This is a genomic window from Anaerosalibacter sp. Marseille-P3206, from assembly GCF_900155565.1.
GTDB lineage: Bacteria > Bacillota > Clostridia > Tissierellales > Sporanaerobacteraceae > FUHM01.
The window spans coordinates 252596-270202 of the sequence record NZ_FUHM01000002.1; the positions used below are offsets into that span (position 1 = coordinate 252596).

Genomic DNA, 17607 nt, shown 5'->3' on the forward strand with positions numbered 1-17607 from the left:
AACACATTTCGCCTTTTTTTTCTATGCTTTTTTTTGAAAATTCTACATTTCTATTGTATTAACCATATCAAACATAGGCATTGCCATAGCTATAACTATAAAGCCAATAATAAAAGCCATTATTACTATTAATATTGGTTCTAACATTGTAGTCATCTTTTCTAATGATGTCTCTACCTCTTCATCATAGAAATCTGCAGTTTTTAGAAGTATTTCATCAAGAGAACCGGATTCTTCTCCAACATTTATCATAGAATATACCATAGGTGGAAATACTCCTATTGCTCTAATGGTACTTGAAAGGGATACTCCCTTTTTGATATCCTCAATTCCCCTCTCCAATCCCTTTGCCACGATTACATTTCCTACTACTCTACTTACAACTTCTAGTGATTGTATAAGAGGTATACCACTTGATAACAATGTTGAAAGCGTTCTAGTAAATCTTGAAGTTATTATCTTAATATTGGTCTTCTTTAAGCCTGGTAATTTGATTTTAAGTGAATCAAAAAGCATTTTTCCTGATGGTGATTTTGCATAAAATGCAATTCCTGCAATTACTAAAGGTATAACTATTGCATATATAAACCAATAATTCTCAAGTCTTTCGCTCATATTCAAAAGGTATCTAGTTGGACCTGGAAGTGCTGATCCACTACTTTCAAACATACCTATGAAGGTAGGCATTACTTTAGTCAATAAAAATATTACCACAGCTACTGACACAATGATGAGTATTATTGGATATGTAAATGCAGACTTTACTTTGTTCTCAATTTTATTTTCTTTTTCATAATGTATTGCCATTCTGTCCATTATGATATCAAGATTTCCACTAACCTCTCCAGCTTCTACCATATTAACTAATAGTATAGGAAAAATCTTTTTGTGTTTTTTCATAGCTTCTGACAATGTCATTCCCTTTTGTACATCTTCATATGATTTTCCTATTGCTTTTTTCAATAGCTTGTTTTCTGTTTGCTTTTCTAGTATATCTAGACAATTCACTATACTTATACCTGCATTAAGCATAAAATAGAATTGTCTACAAAACACTGCCATATCCTTTTTCTTAACATTCGTTCCTAAAGTTATTCCACTGTTTACTTCTCTTTCATTTAGCTCTTCAACTGAAATAGGTAGGTAATTATTTCCTCTTAACATAGATATAACTTCATCAGTATTCTGTCCCTCAAAAGTTCCCTCTAGAGTTTCCCCTGTATCAGTTACTGCTTTGTATTTAAAAATCAATATATCTCACCGCCTTATAGGATATATCTCTTCATTAACTCAGAATTAAAAGCTTGGTTTAAAGCTGTATCTCTAGAAATCAATCTCTTTTTATACAACTCCAATATTGAATTGTCCATTGCTTCCATTCCAAACTTTCTACCGGTTTGTATTGCAGTGTCAATTTGATGGCTTTTTTCTTCTCTAATTAAATTTCTGATTGCAGGAGTTGAAACCATAATTTCAAAAGCTGCAACTCTCCCACTTTCATCACTCTTAGACAATAATTGTTGAGATATTATTCCCTGTATAACTGAAGCAAATTGAATTCTTATCTGCTGTTGTTGATGGGGAGGGAAAACATCAATTACCCTATCTATTGTTTTAGATGCTCCTAATGTATGGAGTGTAGACAATACTAGATGACCTGTTTCTGCCGCTGTTAAAGCTATACTTATGGTTTCCAAATCTCTCATTTCACCAACTAATATTACATCTGGATCCTGTCTCAATGCTGCTCTAAGTGCATTTGAAAAATTAATTGAATCAATACCAATTTCTCTTTGATTTACTACACTTTTATTGTGACTATGTAGGTATTCTATTGGATCTTCTAGAGTTAATATATGGCAACTTCTTTCACTGTTTATCAAATCAATTATAGAAGCTAGTGTAGTAGACTTACCACTTCCTGTAGGACCTGTTACTAGTATAAGTCCACGAGGTACTCTTGCTAATTCTTTAACTATTTGAGGCAATCCTAACTCATCAATAGTGGGTATTCTAAGTGGAATAATCCTTAGTGCCATACAGTAACTACCTCTTTGTTTATATGCATTGACACGAAATCTACCTACTCCTGGGCTAGAGAAAGATGTGTCTACTTCACCTTTTTCATTTAATTCTATTAGTTGTTTTTCTTCTAATACAGCTTCAACAAGTTTTTTTGTATCATCTGGTCTTAAACTTTCTTCTCCATATTCATGTAATTCTCCATTTATCCTAAAAACAGGAGGTACTCCAACTGTTATATGAATATCAGAAGCATTCTTACTAGTACCTGTTCTTATCAAATCAATAAGCTCCATTTTTATCCTCCTATCCTAATGTATATCCTACCCTTAAGACTTCATCAATAGTAGTTGTTCCATCCAAAGCTAGTTGATTAACTTTATCTAATAAAGTTGTCATTCCCTTTTTTATAGCTGTATTTTTGATTTCATCAGTAGTTGCTCTTCTATCAATTAGCTCCCTTATTTCTTCATCTATTGGCATTACTTCATGAATAGCAGTTCTACCCTTATAGCCATTATTACAATTATTACAACCTTTTCCTTTATATAATACTAAGTTTTCATTAGTATTTATGCCTAATATTGCTTTTTCTGTACTGTTAGCCTCATAAGGAATCTTGCAATTATTGCAAAGTCTTTTTACAAGTCTCTGGGACAATATTCCAATTACTGCAGAAGATATTAAATATGGTTCAATCCCCATATCTACAAGCCTAGCAATACTTGAAGCAGTATCATTAGTATGAAGTGTAGATAATACTAAATGCCCTGTTATGGCTGCTCTTACAGCTATCTGAGCTGTTTCTGAATCCCTTATTTCTCCAACCATTATGATGTCTGGGTCTTGTCTCAATATTGATCTAAGTCCACTTGCAAAGGTTAACCCAGCTTTATTATTTACTTGAACTTGATTGATTCCTTGAAGTTTATACTCTACAGGATCTTCAACTGTGATAATGTTTTTTTCTGGACTATTTAATTCTCTTAATACAGTATACAATGTTGTAGTTTTTCCACTTCCTGTTGGACCTGTCACTAGAATTATCCCATAAGGTTGTTTCATGATCTTATTTACTATTTTTAAATCTGAAGGAACAAAACCTAATTCCTCTTTTGAATACATAAAACTACTTCTGTCTAATAATCTGATTACTATTTTCTCTCCATATACTGTAGGTAATGTGGAAATACGCATGTCTATTTCCTTTCCTTGAATAATGCTTTCTATTCTACCATCCTGAGGGACTCTCTTCTCAGCAATATCCATTTTACCCATTATCTTAACCCTAGTAATTATAGCAGATAAGCTTTTTTTAGGTAATATCATTATTTCTTGTAAATCTCCATCAATTCTAAATCTTACTTTTATTTCATTGGCAAAAGGTTCTATATGTATATCGCTAGATTTCATTTTTACAGCTTGACTAATAATTGAATTAACCAACTTTACAACAGGCGCACTATTGACATCAAGTAACTCCTCTTCTGCAATTTCTTCTATTTCAGATGTATAGTAGGAGTCTTCAAACTCTTCAAGTAGTTTTTTAGTGGTTTCTTCTTTATAATATTTCTCGATAGCATTTATAATATATTTTTTATCTGATATAACAGGTTGAATTTCATAGCCAGTAGATATTTTGATATCATCTATTGCAAATATATTTAATGGATCTACCATAGCTACTATTAAATAATCTCTTTTTTTATCTAAGGCAATTAACTCATATCTTCTAGCTAAATTTTCTGGTATCATTTTAGCAATATTAGGATCTATACTATATTTTTCTAAATCTACATGAGGTATTCCAAGTTGAAACTCCAATACTTCGATAATATCTTTTTCAGTTACAAATCCCTTATTAACTAATACTTCTCCTAATCTTTTATAAGATTTTTTTTGTTCATTTAAACTCTCTTTTAACTGTTCATCTGTAATTTTCCCAGCATAAACCAGTAAATCTCCTAATTTCATATTATTATTCATCATTTTTTCACCTTTATATTAATAAATTTTATAATAATTTATTTACAATATCTTCTACATTACTGTCTAAAAATCCTTCTATTTTTTTAAAATTTTTTGAATAATTTTCTACATCATTTAACCAAATCTGCTGACTTAAAATAGCTTGATTTATAAGCATTGAAATACCACCAATAGTCTTTAATTTATTTCTTTTAGCATCTTTTAAAAATTTTGTCTCAATAGGTTTATAAATAATATCATAAATAACTGTATCTTCATTTAATATTGTAGAATCTATGGGAGATATATCTTCATTTGGATACATCCCAGCTGAAGTACAATTTACAACAATATCACTATCAAGATATTTAACTACATTGTCTAAAGAATCCCAAGTAACTTGTGTATTTTCAAATTTATCTTTAATATTTTTGCCTAGTACTTCGGCCTTTTTTATAGTTCTATTCAGAATAACTATTTTTTTTGCTCCTTCTATAGCTAACTTTGTAGAAATAGCATGACTTGCACCACCAGCACCTAATATTAAAAAATTTCTATCCTCAATTTTTATTCCTTCTTCAGTTAATGATCTAGCAAATCCTAAACCATCAGTATTATAGCCTATCAGCTTTCCATTTACATTTTTTACAGTATTGACTGCTCCTAATAATCTAGCTTCTTTTTCTATTTCATCTAAATGATCCATTATTTTTATTTTATATGGTATTGTCACATTAAATCCTTTAATATTTAGTGCTTTAAAGCTATTTATAATAGCTTTAAAATCTCTATCTTCTACTTTGAAAGCTAAATAAATACAATTTTTATTATTAAATTCAAAAATATAATTATGAATTCTAGGTGATAAACTTTTACTTACTGGATTTCCAATAAGACAATAGATATCAGTATTCCAATCAATATTCATTTTTTCACTCCTTATTCTTTTAAGTTAGTAATAGTATATCATTTTTAATTTAAAAATAAATATATCAATTATGATAACATCCATTATGATATATATGTGCAAATACATATTTGAAAAAAATCCCTTCATAAAAAAAATATTATTTGAAACAATAATCATTAGGAGGTGAAAAATTTGAAAAATAAAAAAATAGCTATTTTTGCGGTTTTTGTTTTAGTTTTTACTTTAGTTGGAGCTGCTTGTCAAACTAGAACATCTCAAAAACCTAATGTTGGAAATGAAAGGATTCAAAACAGACTTGCAAGAGATAATAACAGAACAAGAAATAACAATAGACTCAATACCAATATTGATAATGACTTAAATAATGACTTAAATAATGATTTAGATAATGACATTAGAAATGACAATATGACTAGAAACACAAGATTTAACACAGCATCAAATAGAGCAGAAAAAATAGCTAAAAAAGTTTCAAATTTAAATGAAGTAAATAGTGCTACTGTTGTACTCTCTGGCAACACAGCTTTGGTAGGAATTAATATGAAAAATAACTTAGAAGGAAAAATGACAAATAATCTAAAAAATAAAGTAGAAAAAATAGTTAAAGACACTGATAATAATATTAAGACAGTAAGTGTAACAGCAGACGCAGATTTATATAAAAGATTAAGCAATATGGCAAGGGACATACGTACTGGAAAACCTGTTTCAGGATTTGCTAGGGAAATTCAAGAAATACTTCGTAGAATAACACCAAGTATGTAATATGCACTAACAAGTCCTCCTATATATTTAAATAAAATCCGGCATTGCCGGATTTTTTATATATTTGGGTTTTCAAAAGCTTTGCTCAATTTTTTAATAGCTCTTTTTTCAATCCTTGATACATATGATCTAGATATTCCTAATAATTCAGCTATTTCTCTCTGTGTCTTATTTCCTCCATCTACCAACCCATACCTTAGTTCTATTATTATTTTTTCTCTTCCCTTTAATACCTTATTAATCTTAGAATATAGTTTTTTTACTTGCAATTTTAAATTTACTTCATCAATAACATCATCTACATCTGTACCTAAAATATCTATTAAAGATATTTCATTGCCTTCCTTATCAACCCCAATTGGTTCTTGAAGAGATACTTCAACTTTTGATTTCTTGTCTGCCCTAATAGTCATCAAGATTTCGTTGTCAATACATCTAGCTGCATATGTGGCTAATCTTGTGCCTTTGGTTCTGTCAAAAGTTGATATAGCTTTTATAAGTCCAATAGTACCAATGGAAATCAAATCATCTACATCTTTACCAATATTATTGTATTTTTTAACTATATGGGCGACAAGTCTTAAATTTCTTTCAATAAGGATGTTTCTAGCTTCTTCATCTCCTGCTTCAAATAGCTCTAAATACTTTTCTTCTTCTTCTTTTGTAAGTGGCATTGGAAAAGAATTTGTACTTGAAATATATCCTGAAAATATTAAAAAGGGTTTTATAAACCCTCCCAAGGATAACAACAATGTCATATCCATAAAGGCACCTCCACTTTCCCCATACTAAAGTATATGAAGAAAGCCGAGTATTCGTGCCAGTCCTATCTATTTTTTTGTGAAATCTCTTTTACTATATTTTCAAAAATGGGAACTGCCGACATAGAACCTGAATTAACTTGTTCAGCAAAAACTGTTATTACATATTTAGGATTATTCTCAGGAAAATATCCAGAAAACCACCCATGAATTGTTTTTTCTCCATTTAATACTGCTTGTGCAGAACCAGTTTTTCCACAAGCTCCTCCTACATCCTCTAAGTCCATACTTCTACCAGTACCTGTTTTTACTACTTTACCCATTAGATCATCTAAAATTTTTGCATTTTTAGCAGATATTATCCTCTCTTCACTATCTTTTCTAAACTCCTTAACCATATATCCATCTTCTGTTACTATGCCTTTAATTATTGATAATTTCTTATTAATCCCTTCATTTGCTAAGGTTAACATCATATTAGTTACTTGAAGAGGCGTTACTTCAATCTTCCCCTGTCCTATGGATATATTTCCAATGGAAGGACCTAATAGTTCTTTACCACTTGGTAGATTCCCTTCAGTTTCTTCAAATAGTCCAATATTTATTTTCTCACCAAATCCTAGTCTATAAGCCATATCTATAATTTTTTTACTTCCTATTCTTTGACCAATTTGAATAAAAGTTGAATTACAAGACTTAGAAAATGCTTCACTTAAAGAAATATATCCATGTCCTTCTTCTTTGTTACATTTTATGATTACATCATTTATCTTTTCATAACCATTGCAATAAAATATTTCATTGACTATACTTGGTTCTTCTTCAAGAGCAGTAAGCAGCACAACTATTTTAAATAACGATCCCGGTGGATAAGAAACCTGTATTGCCTTATTATATAATTCCATATTATCCTTATTAAAATAAGCATCAATATTATCTTGATCAAAGTTTGGTCTACTAGCCATAGCTACTATCTCACCAGTCTCTACATCTGCTACAATCACAGCGCCCTTTATTTTTCTCTTATCCATTTCATTTTCTACAATTTTTTGTATATGATAATCTATCGTAAGTTGTACACTATTAGGAAAACTTGATTTCTCGTCTTTTACTACAGCATAACCCCCTCCTGGAATTATTCTTCTTTTATTGTCTACTTCAAAGAAAATAGAATTTAATTTATGGTTTTTTAAAACTTCATCAAATACTTTTTCTATACCACTTTCTCCTCTATTTTCACTTTTTTTAATATAACCTATTACATGAGACAATAAATTATTTTTATCATACCTTAAAGTCTTATCATATACATAAGCACCTTTAGGCAGTTCTTCCTCATTTATCTCTTTTTCTAATTCAATACTTTTTATCTTATTATTGTTTTTATCTTTTTCTTTTGTATATGTATTATTATTCCTTAAGTATTCATCGAAGGAACTATCATCTGTAAAATAGACTGTAGACACTCTATCCCTATTAGTTAGAGGAATAAGATTTCGATCATATATAATTCCCCTATCTGGATAAAGTTTTACTTCTTTTCCTCTTTGCTTTAGTGCAGCCAATTTATATTCATCACTCTTAATCACTTGAAACCAAAACAATCTTCCAACTAATAACATTACAGTACAAAATACTACTAAGGAAAATTTAATTATTCTATTTTTCAATGGGTTCTTCCTATTTCTTCTCATAAAAAAACCTCCATAATATTGGTCAATATTAGTATTGCCAAATAATAATAGAGGTATAAGTTTATTATTTATTTAATATTGAATTTATCTTAGCAACCATTATATCAATAGCTACCTTATTATACCCTCCTTCAGGTATAATGATATCTGCATACTTTTTAGTAGGTTCAACAAATTGCATATGAGCTGGTCTTACTGTAGTCATATATTGATCAATAACAGAATCCAAGCTCCTTCCCCTATCCTTAATATCCCTAGTAATACGTCTAATAACCCTAACATCAGAATCCGTATCTACAAATATTTTTATATCTAGTAAATTCCTTATTCTCTCGTCATTAAGTATCAATATACCTTCAAGAATAATAATTTCCTTTGGATTAACAGTTATAGTTTCTTTTCTTCTATTGTGATTTTCAAAATCATATATAGGTTTTTCTATAATTTTTCCTTCTAATAGCATATTTAAATGTTCTATGAGCAAATCATTATCAAAAGCAAAAGGATGATCATAATTTGTCTTCTTTCTTTCTTCAAATGTTAAATGACTTTGATCTTTATAATATGAATCTTGCTCAATAATCACAACATTACTTTCATCAATGGAGCTAAAAATCTCCTTGGAAACAGTACTTTTTCCTGAACCTGTCCCTCCTGTAATTCCGATGACAATAGGTTTTTGCAATAGTATCATTCCTTTCTAGCTTTTCTTATAATATCCCAATTTCCTACGGGTTGAGTCATTTTCATCTTGATAATCTGTTGTGGATGAGGTGCTACATTTATTTCTTCCCCATCTTCATTCCACATCATATCAATCTTTTGAGTGAAAAACTCTTTATTTGGGCCAAATATCTCTATTTCATCTCCAACAAACATTCTATTTCTCTGTTCAATTGTAGCTATTTTTGTTTCACTGTCATAATCTAAAACAAGACCTACAAAATCATATTCACGAATATATGAACTATTAGTATATACTTGCTCATTACCTGTTGGCTTATCAAAATAAAAACCAGTAGTAAAGTCCCTATAACTAGCTTTCTTTATTTCGTCAAGCCATTCTTCTTTATATTGATATTTTTCACCTTTCTCAAAATACTCATCAATTGCCATTCTATAAGATCTTACAACTGTAGCTACATAGTATTGACTCTTTACTCTACCCTCTATCTTAAAACTTGATATACCTGCTTCAACTAAATCTGGAATATGGTCTATCATACATAAATCTTTTGAATTAAAAATAAATGTACCTTTTTCTGTCTCATATATAGGATAGTACTCTCCAGGCCTTTTCTCTTCCATCAAATAATATTTCCATCTGCATGGATGAGCACATTCTCCCCTATTTGAATCACGACCTGCCATATAATTGCTTAATAAACATCTTCCTGAATAGGAAATACACATAGCTCCATGAACAAAAGCTTCTATCTCTAAATCCTCAGGTAGCTTTTCCTTTATTTCTATAATTTCCTTCAAAGATAACTCTCTAGCTACAACTATACGTCTAATACCTAAGTCGTACCAAAATCTAATTGTTTCATAATTTGTTGCACTCGCCTGTGTACTTAAATGAATAGGCATATTTGGCGCAACTCTCTTCACAACAGAAATAACTCCTGGGTCTGCTACTATTACTCCATCAATACCTAAGTTATCTAATTTAACTACGTACTCATCTAATCCTTCTAAATCTTCATTATGAGGAATAATATTTAATGTAACATATACTTTTCTTCCTCTATCATGGGCAAAGTTCACCCCTTCTTCTATTTCCTCTATGGTAAAATTCTTAGAAGCCTTTCTAAGACCAAACTCTTCTCCTCCAAGATAAACAGCATCCGCACCATATACTACAGCCATTTTTAACTTTTCTAAATCTCCTGCTGGTGCTAACAACTCTGGTTTGTTCATCTAATTCACTCCTTCCTTATAAGTAATAGCTACTCCATCCCCTAATGGCAAAACACAAGATGAAAAACCCTTTAAATTTGAAATATATTTTAAATATTGTCTCATTCTCTTTACTATAGTTTTCTTTCTTCTTATTACCAATTCATCACTTGCAACCATGCCTTTATAAAGTACATTATCAGAAACTATGATGCCTCCACTATTTAATATATTGGAACAGGATTTAAAAAAATCTAAGTAGTGGCCTTTTGCAGCATCTAAAAAAATAAAATCATATTTTTCTTTTAAATTAGGTAGTATTTCCTCTGCATTGCCTGGCATTATTTTTATTCTATCTTTATATATTGAATCACTTATGTTTTTATTTGCAATTTGAATCATATCTTCTCTTTTTTCTATAGTATAAATTTCTGTATCATTATTTGTTGAATAAGCCATAACCATTGCTGAATATCCTATAGCAGTGCCAACTTCCAGAATTCTTAGTGGCCTTTTCATTTTGAGCATAACCATTAAAAATTGAGCAACTTCTGGATGAATAATAGGTACATGATTTTCATGAGCATAACTTTCCATTTCCAACATGAAATCTGGCCTCTTAGGTAGTATGCTTCTTATATATTCTTCAACATATTCTTCATTTATATTATTCAAATGTATCTCTCCTTTACTTCCTTACATAAATAATACGTGGAAATATACCACGTATTATATCATTTATTCAAAAATACTAATGATTGTTTTTATTCTTTGCATCAAGATGGTCTTTAAAATTTGTCGTAAATGTATGAGTTCCATCTCCATTTGAAACAAAAAATAGATAATCTACATTAGCAGGATTTATTGCTGCTTCAATTGATTTTAATCCAGGAGATGCTATAGGTCCAGGAGGCAAGCCTTTATGTTTATAAGTATTATAATCTGACTCTATTTTTAAATCATCAAAAGTCAATTTTTCCTTTCTCTCTCCAAGTGCATATTGTACAGTAGCACAAGATTCTAAAGGTTTTCCCTGTTTTATCCTATTGTAAAATACAGCAGCTATCAATGGTCTTTCCTCATCTACTTTTCCTTCACGTTCTACTATAGAAGCCAGTGCAACAAGTTCATTTAAAGACAATCCAGTATCTTTAATACCATTCTTAATAGTAGTCTTATATATTTCCCCAAAAGTGTTAAGCATTTTTTCAATAATCACTTCTTCACTAGCACCACTTTCTACATCATAAGTTGATGGGAAAAGATAACCTTCCAAACTACTACCTTCAGGCGCTTCTTTGAGAAAATCATACTTGTCCGCAAATTTACTAGCATCTTCAGTAAGATTAATAAATCTCTCTTCATCTACTAGGCCATTTTCAGATAATCTTCTTGCTATTTGTTTTAATTCATATCCTTCTGGTATTGTAAATTTAACTATATTTGTGTTTTTGCCACCTTTTGAAAGACTTTCAACAATTTCTTCTACATTCATTCCAGAATTCAAAGTATATTGTCCAGCCTTTAACTTACCATCCAAGGCATCTTTTCTAACTATATATTTAAATATAAGTTTACTATTGATGAGCCCATTACTTTCTAAAATATCACTCACCTTTGATGTAGAACTTCCCATAGGTATTTCAAAACTTACCTCTACTGGGTTTTCTAGTGATACTGGCCCAATTCCTCTTTTATAATGAGCTCTACCAAATAAAATGATTAAACATATTAAACACAAAATTCCTATTCTATTTTTCTTTTTATTTGCTTTTTTTTTCTTTGCAGTTTCAACCACAAAATCTCCACCTTTAACTGATATTTACTTATTTCATTATACAATTATTATCAGTTTTATACAAGAATAATGTCTAATATACTCTGATTTTAATTACTCTTAAAAACAAAGTGATATGTTATATAAGTATAATATTCCCAAAAATAGTGATATATATTGATTTATAATAGATAATATTATTTTTCAGATACATTTATAGCTCCATCAAGAATCTTATATACATCCGTTATCATCTGGGAAAACCTCATCTCAGAAATGAAAAAATCTTTTATATCAGGATTTAGCATCAATATATCTTGTAGTTTTCTCAATTGCTCTAGCTTTTCTTCAGATACCTCTTTACCTGATAATTGTTCCATCTGAACTTCCATAGCTTTTTCCCTAAAATCATCTACCATTTTTTGATTTCTTTCATCTGCCATTATTTTCCCATGTCTATCAATATACTCCTTGTATTCTTCAGAATCCTTTATAGCTTTTGCCAATCTATGTGCTTCATCATATACGTTCATATTATCTCCTCCAGTTTAAAATTTTATCATATAATGAAGTATTTATTTATTATTATACTATAAAAACCGTAGTTTCTCTACGGTTTTTATTAATTAAACTTCCATAATAATAGGAAGAATCATAGGATTTCTCTTTATCTTCTCATAAATAAATCCTCTAAGTGCTTCTCGTATATTTGATTTTAAAGTTGCCCAATCTGTAATATGATTCTTAACACATTCATCAAGGGCTTCTTTAACCACCTGTCTAGATTCCTCCATTAAATCTTCTGACTCTCTAACATATACGAAACCTCTAGAAATAATATCTGGACCAGCCATAACAGTTCCATCTTGTTTACTTATAGTAACTACAACAACTATTAAACCATCCTCTGAAAGGTGTTTTCTATCCCTTAATACTATATTTCCCACATCTCCTATGCCAAGCCCATCAACTAATATCCTTCCGGAAGGTACACTTGGACCAAAAGAAGCAGAATTCTTAGTAAACTCTACTGTAGAACCATTTTGTGCAATAAAGATACTATCTTTATCCATTCCTAGACTTTCAGCTAATTCTGCATGTCTCTTAAGATGTCTGTATTCCCCATGAACAGGTATAAAATATTTTGGCTTAACAAGAGTATGAATTAATTTAAGTTCTTCCTGACAAGCATGCCCAGAAACATGGACATCTGCAAGAGCTTCATAAATAACATTTGCACCTTTTGCCATCAATTGATTAATAACTCTTGAAACAGTTTTTTCATTTCCAGGAATAGGTGATGCAGAAATAACTACTAAATCTCCAGGTATCAACTCTATTTTTCTATGTTCTGAGTAAGCCATTCTAGTCAACGCTGACATTGGCTCGCCTTGACTGCCTGTAGTAATAATTACAGTTTTATCATAAGGGTAATTATCCATTTCATTTATATCAATAAGAGTTCCCTCTGGAATATTTAAATATCCTAATTCTAAAGCCACATTGATAACATTTATCATGCTTCTTCCAGAAACCACCACTTTTCTGTCTACCAAAACAGCCGAATCTATAATCTGTTGCAATCTGTGTATATTTGAAGCAAAAGTTGCTACTATTATTCTTTGTTTTGCTTTTTGGAAAATATCATTGAATGTATCTCCAACCGTTCTCTCAGACATAGTGTACCCAGGTCTTTCTACATTTGTACTATCTGCCATCAATGCTAATACACCTTTACTGCCTAATTCCGCAAATTTGTATAAATCAATAACATTATCATTGATTGGCGTATAGTCAATTTTAAAATCACCAGTATGAACAATTATACCTACAGGTGTATGAATAGCCAATGCTACAGAATCTGGTATACTATGACCAGTTTTAATGAATTCAACTGTAAAACATCCTAATTTTACTGAATCATTTGGTTTTACAACATTTTGTATTATATTCTGCATATTATGTTCTTTTAATTTATTTTCTACTAATCCTAAAGTCAATTTTGTTCCGTAAATTGGCACATTTATTTTTTTAAGAATATAAGGTAATGCACCAATATGATCTTCATGACCATGTGTTAACACAATAGCTCTTATTTTTTCTTTATTTTTTATAAGATAGGATATATCAGGTATAACTATATCTATACCTAACATTTCATCTTCAGGAAATATGAGACCACAATCTATAATTATAATATCATCATTATACTCTATTACTGTAATGTTTTTTCCTACTTCTCCTAATCCTCCAAGAGGAATTATTTTTAACTTATTCGGTTTTCTTGCCAAACTTTATCATCTCCTTCATATATTAATCTCTCCAATTCTTCTTATTATTAGTATGGATGAATGTAATAATATTAAACAAAAAAATATCCCCTAAAGGGGATCTATTCTTGACAATCACTACAATATCCAAAAAATTTTACGTTGTGATCAACTATCTTAAACTTCCCTTCCTTTTCTATTTCCTGTTCAAGGCTCTCCAATAAATCCAATTTTACTTCAATGACTTTTCCGCAATTTAAACAAATTAAATGATGATGGTGGTGATCACCAGAATTGCTATTTAACTCATATCTATTACATCCGTCATCAAAATTCAATTTACACACTATTTTCAACTGTTCAAAAAGTTGTAGTGTTCTATAAACCGTAGCCAATCCAATCTCTGGATACCTTTCCTTGACTAAGTCATAAATCTCCTCTGGACTTAAGTGGCTTCCCCTATTCTCTACAATTGTATCTAGTATTGCTCTTCTCTGAAATGTTAATTTATATCCCTCTTCCTTTAAAATATCTTTTATGCTATCAACATTTATATCCATCTCTTCACCTGCTCACACATTCTATATATAGAATACAGACATATACAATAAAAGTCAACTATTCAAATGCTTTTTATTCATTTTCTTCTTTAATAAAAGTCTCATAAGTAAAAATTACATCTTCTAATTCTTGTTCATCATCTATTCCAGTTAATATCATCTCCCCTTTATCATCATATTCTATTTTAAGAATAAATGCATCTCCTTCCACATGATCTATTGGGAAAAGAACTGCATATTTACTCTCATCTAATCCAAAAGTTGCTGAAACTTCGAATTCTACTTCATCACCATTTTCATCTAACAATAAAATTGTATCCTTCATTTATTGTTCACCTTCTTTTTTCTGATTTTTATCTAAATACGCTTGGAGTATATAAGTAGCAGCTACTTTATCAATAATTTCTTTTCTTTTTTTTCTACTCACATCTCCCTCAATTAACATTCTTTCTGCCGATACAGTAGTTAATCTTTCATCTTGTAATATTATATCCATTTTAAACTTATTTTCTATCTTTTTTACAAACTTCAAAACCTTTTCACCCTGAGGTCCAATAGTATTATTCATGTTCTTTGGAAGTCCCACAACTATTTTATTAACACTATATTCATCAATTAATCCTTCTAACTCTTCTAAATCTTTTTTTATTCCTATTCTTCGAATAGTTGTCACTCCTTGTGCTGTAATTCCAAGAGGATCACTTACAGCAACTCCAATAGTCTTATCACCTACATCTAGTCCCATTATTCTATTCATAATTTTCTCTCTCCATTTTAAATTACTTTATACTAAATCTGATATTCCTTCAATATATGATCTATCAATGTATATATGAAAAACAATGTAATAAATACCATAGCAATAGAAGCTAGTATAATCCCAGAATCATTAGCTAAAAATCCCATAATACTTCCCACTACTCCACTTGATAGTCCAATATATACATATTTTTTATCTTTAAATATTTGCCTTAAAGAATCTCCCCAAGTTATGAGAATAAGTCCTTGACTAAACATATTAACAAATAATACCTTTGTCCAAATAGAAGAACCAACTAGCTTAATATTCATCAATATTTTCCTTATAATAATATTGTTTGCTATACTTTTACCTTCACTATTCATTTCCAAAATCATTCTCCCTAAATGAGTAGGATTTGGATTAAATCTAATATCTATAAATGCCATAATAAGTATAAAAACAATTACTCCTATGCCTATTCCAAATATTTTTCGCAAATTAATATCTATATCCATACTCTCAACAATAAAATATAGTATAGCAAATAATATAGCTATGGAACCTCCAACATTTGCTCCTAGCTTAGGATATCCAACCAATATTCCAGACAAAATAAGCAATAAATATGAAAGGCTTTTTTTCCCTGTTTTATTAATAATCATGCTAGTAAAAATAACAGTTACTCCCAAAAATAGCCCTACTAGTTCATTTCCCAATCCAAAATATCTAGCTCCAATAGCTGGGTCATGGCCTAGTGCAGAATATCTAATTAGATTTCCACCTGTCATAACATCTACAACAATTAAAGTATAAATTGCTCCTGAAATTAATAATACTGTATACGTATTCCTCAACTTATAAAAAATAAATACTAATATTACTGAAAGTAATATTATAGTTATAATATTACTAATATAACTTTCCCATTTAAACAATGAAGACAATATAAAAGAAATAGGTAATATTCCAATGACAATTAAAAAGAATTTTAATATTCTATACAAATTACCTTTTATTTTTATTTTTAAAGCTAATAGCATAGTAGCAAATATTATCCCAATAATAATTATTATACTATATATGGTCAAAATATTAAAACGGCTATTAGATACTATATTTATTCTATTTAAAATTGATGTAATATAATTAAAGCTATCTTCTTTAGTAATATAAACTAAAGAATTTCCAGACATATGCTCTTTTGAAGCTCCTAAATATTCTAAAATCGTTGGCCCAATATCTATATTTGCTACAACACCATCTCTTTTAGTAGTAGCCGAAGTACATATACCCTTGTCTACACCTTCTCCCCAACATACTAAAGGTGTTAATTTGCTTTTATCTATTCTTTCCTCACATCTATTTGGACTTAATATTATTAGAAGTGAATTATCTTTATCAATATTTCTCTTCAACTCTCCAAAGAATCCATCTATTTTCTCTATAATATTATGCCTATGCTTTTCAAACATTTCATCAGTTAGTTCACTACTATAACTACTTAATCTATCTAAATCGCCAGTATCAATAACTATTAAAGAAGCGTCTTCTTTTACTGCATTTACTTCTTCAATTAACTTTTCATAATCTGTTCTAAATCCAAATGGATATTTGTTGACATCAATTAATGTATCTTGGACATTTCCAAAGTCAATCAATCCTTTAGAGTCCATAGGTATTAAACTACTATACCTTGATATTTTATCAACTATATCTGCATTTCCAAAAACAGCTGTTTTTAAGTTTGCATTATGTAAATTGTCTCCTAGCGCTCCTATATATGGTTTATAGCTATTATTCTCGTTGTGTTTAATAATCTTGCTTAAATCTAAGTTTGCAATACTAAATTCCCCATATATTTTTCCAAATCTTCTTTCATATACTTTCATGCTATTTTGATTTAGATTATAAAACTCTGCACCTTCTGTAGTAGTGAAAGCTTTTTTTGAAGAATTGATTGTAAGATAACTTTCAGGCCCACTATAACTATAAAGGCCTCTAGTATTCATAAGTCCTATACTACCTTCTTCTATTATTTTCTTTAAATTAGGCATCTTATCGATATCTTCTAATGTATATTTGTTTACAACAATTAAATAAGCAGTCTTATCCTTTGCATTAGTCGCAAAGGATAAATTCACTTGACCAAAAATTTGAGCAAAAATAACTAGTAGTATTGTAAGACTGATTAAAAGCTTTGGTTTGTTCAAGTCAACTC

17 protein-coding genes are annotated in these 17607 nt (G+C 29.8%); 1 reads left to right on the plus strand and 16 read right to left on the minus strand.

The window, feature by feature from the left end:
• Positions 1–42: 42 nt before the first annotated feature.
• Genes BQ9840_RS02520 through aroE form a run of 4 tightly spaced genes read right to left on the minus strand, consistent with a single transcriptional unit; the run spans position 43 to position 4918 of the window.
• Complete coding sequence (locus BQ9840_RS02520) at positions 43–1251, minus strand: type II secretion system F family protein (RefSeq protein WP_234978603.1); 1209 nt, start codon at positions 1249–1251, stop codon at positions 43–45.
• Positions 1252–1265: 14 nt separating this feature from the next.
• Positions 1266–2318, minus strand: a complete 1053-nt coding sequence (locus tag BQ9840_RS02525; protein ID WP_077367735.1) for a type IV pilus twitching motility protein PilT — start codon at positions 2316–2318, stop codon at positions 1266–1268.
• Between the two features lie 10 nt (positions 2319–2328).
• Entirely contained in the window at positions 2329–4008 is a 1680-nt protein-coding gene (gene gspE, locus BQ9840_RS02530; RefSeq protein WP_234978604.1) for a type II secretion system ATPase GspE, read from the minus strand.
• Positions 4009–4036: 28 nt separating this feature from the next.
• Positions 4037–4918, minus strand: coding sequence for a shikimate dehydrogenase (aroE, locus tag BQ9840_RS02535; protein ID WP_077367739.1), 882 nt, complete (start codon positions 4916–4918; stop codon positions 4037–4039).
• A 174-nt stretch (positions 4919–5092) separates the two neighbouring features.
• Here aroE and BQ9840_RS02540 point away from each other — a divergent pair, with 174 nt between their 5' ends.
• Complete coding sequence (locus BQ9840_RS02540; protein WP_159436060.1) at positions 5093–5686, plus strand: YhcN/YlaJ family sporulation lipoprotein; 594 nt, start codon at positions 5093–5095, stop codon at positions 5684–5686.
• 56 nt (positions 5687–5742) lie between these two features.
• On the opposite strand, the gene sigK is transcribed toward BQ9840_RS02540, so the two are convergent.
• From sigK to BQ9840_RS02600, 12 genes are all read right to left on the minus strand, one after another.
• Complete coding sequence (gene sigK, locus BQ9840_RS02545) at positions 5743–6450, minus strand: RNA polymerase sporulation sigma factor SigK (protein WP_077367743.1); 708 nt, start codon at positions 6448–6450, stop codon at positions 5743–5745.
• 62 nt (positions 6451–6512) lie between these two features.
• Entirely contained in the window at positions 6513–8141 is a 1629-nt protein-coding gene (locus BQ9840_RS02550) for a peptidoglycan D,D-transpeptidase FtsI family protein (protein ID WP_077367745.1), read from the minus strand.
• Positions 8142–8205: 64 nt separating this feature from the next.
• Positions 8206–8826: a uridine kinase gene (gene udk, locus BQ9840_RS02555; RefSeq protein ID WP_234978605.1), complete on the minus strand. Its 621-nt coding sequence runs from the start codon at positions 8824–8826 to the stop codon at positions 8206–8208.
• 5 nt (positions 8827–8831) lie between these two features.
• Entirely contained in the window at positions 8832–10061 is a 1230-nt protein-coding gene (locus BQ9840_RS02560) for a peptidase U32 family protein (protein ID WP_077367749.1), read from the minus strand.
• Positions 10062–10715 (minus strand): O-methyltransferase, encoded by a 654-nt coding sequence (locus tag BQ9840_RS02565; RefSeq protein ID WP_097677457.1) that lies wholly within the window; start codon positions 10713–10715, stop codon positions 10062–10064. It lies immediately after the preceding gene.
• A gap of 76 nt (positions 10716–10791) precedes the next feature.
• On the minus strand, positions 10792–11838 hold the full coding sequence (gene mltG, locus BQ9840_RS02570; protein WP_159436061.1) for an endolytic transglycosylase MltG: 1047 nt from the start codon (positions 11836–11838) through the stop codon (positions 10792–10794).
• A gap of 176 nt (positions 11839–12014) precedes the next feature.
• Positions 12015–12350: a YlbF family regulator gene (locus tag BQ9840_RS02575; RefSeq protein WP_077367752.1), complete on the minus strand. Its 336-nt coding sequence runs from the start codon at positions 12348–12350 to the stop codon at positions 12015–12017.
• Positions 12351–12443: 93 nt separating this feature from the next.
• Complete coding sequence (locus BQ9840_RS02580) at positions 12444–14108, minus strand: ribonuclease J (RefSeq protein ID WP_077367754.1); 1665 nt, start codon at positions 14106–14108, stop codon at positions 12444–12446.
• A gap of 101 nt (positions 14109–14209) precedes the next feature.
• Positions 14210–14647, minus strand: coding sequence for a Fur family transcriptional regulator (locus tag BQ9840_RS02585; protein WP_200804853.1), 438 nt, complete (start codon positions 14645–14647; stop codon positions 14210–14212).
• A 73-nt stretch (positions 14648–14720) separates the two neighbouring features.
• A complete protein-coding gene (locus tag BQ9840_RS02590) occupies positions 14721–14972 on the minus strand; it encodes a DUF1292 domain-containing protein (RefSeq protein ID WP_077367756.1) in 252 nt (83 codons plus the stop codon).
• Complete coding sequence (ruvX, locus tag BQ9840_RS02595) at positions 14973–15404, minus strand: Holliday junction resolvase RuvX (RefSeq protein ID WP_077367758.1); 432 nt, start codon at positions 15402–15404, stop codon at positions 14973–14975.
• Positions 15405–15436: 32 nt separating this feature from the next.
• The gene (locus tag BQ9840_RS02600) at positions 15437–17599 is read right to left on the minus strand and encodes a hypothetical protein (protein WP_077367760.1); all 2163 of its coding nucleotides are present in this window, start codon (positions 17597–17599) and stop codon (positions 15437–15439) included.
• Positions 17600–17607: the final 8 nt, after the last annotated feature.